Source organism: Actinokineospora sp. (assembly GCF_050699995.1).
Lineage (GTDB): Bacteria > Actinomycetota > Actinomycetes > Mycobacteriales > Pseudonocardiaceae > Actinokineospora.
Genome location: NZ_JBOHGC010000160.1, coordinates 1 through 2076 on the forward strand (window position 1 = coordinate 1; position 2076 = coordinate 2076).

Here is a 2076-nt window from a genome sequence, read left to right on the forward strand (position 1 = left end):
CACCCCGGTGACGTGCGGCGCCGACATGCTCGTGCCTTCGATGACCCAGTGGACCCCGTCGAGGACGGTCCGCAGCCCGACGTCGCCGGCCTGCGTCGAGAGCGCCGAGGCGATCCCCATGCCGGGGGCGGAGACCTCCGGCTTGAGCCGGCCGTCGCGCGTCGGCCCGGGGCTCGAGAACGGGGCGAGGGATCCCAGGGCGGGCGGGTTGGTGTAGCCGACGGTCTGCCCGGTCGAGGCCACCCACTGGGTCTTGGTCACGTGGGCCCCCACGGTCGTCACGTTGAAGGCGGTGCCGGGCACGCTGATCAGCTGCGTCGGGTCGGGCTCGTTCCAGTCGGAGAACGCCCCGGCGCTGCCGAAGCTCGAGAACCAGATCCACATGTCGTAGCGCCCTCCCGCCGTGATCGTGTTGCCGGTCACCCGCACCGTCCAGGTGCCGCGGCAGGGCGCCGTGCCGCTCTGGTCGTCCACCTCCATGTCGAAGAAGCGCGCGCCGTTCGCGGCGGGGGAGGGGGTGTCGTCGATGAGCATGGTCCCGCTGCCCGTGACGTTCGCCACCAGTCCGTCGCCCGTGGAGGCGGTCACGCTGAGGACGCTGCCGCCGCACGGGCCGCTCGCCGGGTCCTCGATGCTGACCGTCAGGGTGTCGCCGGCCGCGTACCACAGCGACCAGGCCTGGACGTCGTTGAAGATCCCGGGCAGCGGCGCGTAGGTCGGGATGGTGAAGGTGTGGATGTTCGTGGTGCCGTTCGAGACGACGCCGGAGGCGTGGATGCCGAAGCCGCGGTTGTTGCCTCCCGACTTGGCGACCACCCTGCCGCGGAGACCGGGTCCGGTGAGCGAGTCGATGGTCATCTCGTCGATGTCGCTGCCGTCGTGCCCGCCGAAATCGGACCCGATGCTCAGGTTGGTCGAGTAAGGCATCCCGAGCTCGGCCGCCTTGGCGCCGATGAAATCCAGCCCCAGGCTGACCTCGAAGCAGGTGTTGCACGTCGCGCCCGGCTCCGGAAACGTCTTGACGACGATGAGATCGGCGTCCGGCGCCGGGCTGACATAGGTGAACGCCGGCTGGCCGTTGCCCGTGGCGCTGCCGTCACCGCCCGCTGTTCCCAGGACGTGCGTGCCGTGGCCCGCAGCGTCGGCCGCGGTGATCGAACCGGTCCCCCCGATGGCGGCGTTGATGTCCGCTTCGGTGTACAGGCAGCCGAAATCGAACGGGACGGGGGGCGCGGTGCCGACGCAGGTGTCGTTCTGGTTCCACAGGTACTTGATGCGCGTCGTGCCGTCCGCGCGGCGGAAGTCCTGGTGGCCGAAGTCCACCCCGGTGTCCACCATTCCGACGATGACCCCGGATCCCCGTGCCCCGAAGGTGGCGGGCGATTGCGCCTGGTCGGCGCGGATCTCCACCCGGCTGACGTCGAGCTCGGGGCGGGGAATACGGAGGATCTGCATCATCTCGATCCCCGGCACCGCGGCGACGTCCTTCAACCGGGGGATCGGCACCACCGCCGAGGCGAACCCGCGGAGCGCTCCGTAGGTCTTGATCCCCATGGACTCGATGGCGCCGCGGGCGCCGTGATCGAGCCGCATCCGGACGCGCGCCGTCGGGGGGCTCGCGGCGGCGTCGATCGCCAGGAAGCGCGCGTAGTACGCGAGCTCTTCCGGCCCAACCGGTTCCGGGCGGCCGTCCTTGTCGACCTTGAATCCGTGGCCGCGCACCAGGCGGTCGAGGAACGGATCGAGTTTCGCGCTGGCCGATCGGTCACCGGCCGTCCGGTCGTTCGGCCCCCCGTCCTTCGCCGCGAGGCCCGGCACGGTGACGATGACCCCGAGAGCGAGGGCGACTACGGCGAGGCGAGCACAGCGGTGCTTTCGATCCATGAAGACCCCCAGCGGGCCTGGTGCCCGCGACAGCGTCCCGGTGTATGGACCGGCCCGCCTCGACACCACCGCGGGACGGACTGCGCCATGTAAATGAATCAAGTTCATCAACTTACGCTGAAGGCCAGGGGGGGTCAAGATGAAGTGTGGGGATTTCTATCACCCTCCCAACCCTCCCGGGCACCGTGGCGG

General features: G+C 70.1%; 1 protein-coding gene. It reads right to left on the reverse strand.

The genetic code is table 11. The features are described from left to right. Positions 1 to 1884, reverse strand: a 1884-nt coding sequence (locus tag ACRDSQ_RS08900) for a S8 family serine peptidase (protein ID WP_431420349.1), incomplete at its 3' end; no start/stop codon positions are given. Between the last annotated feature and the right edge of the window lie 192 nt (positions 1885 to 2076).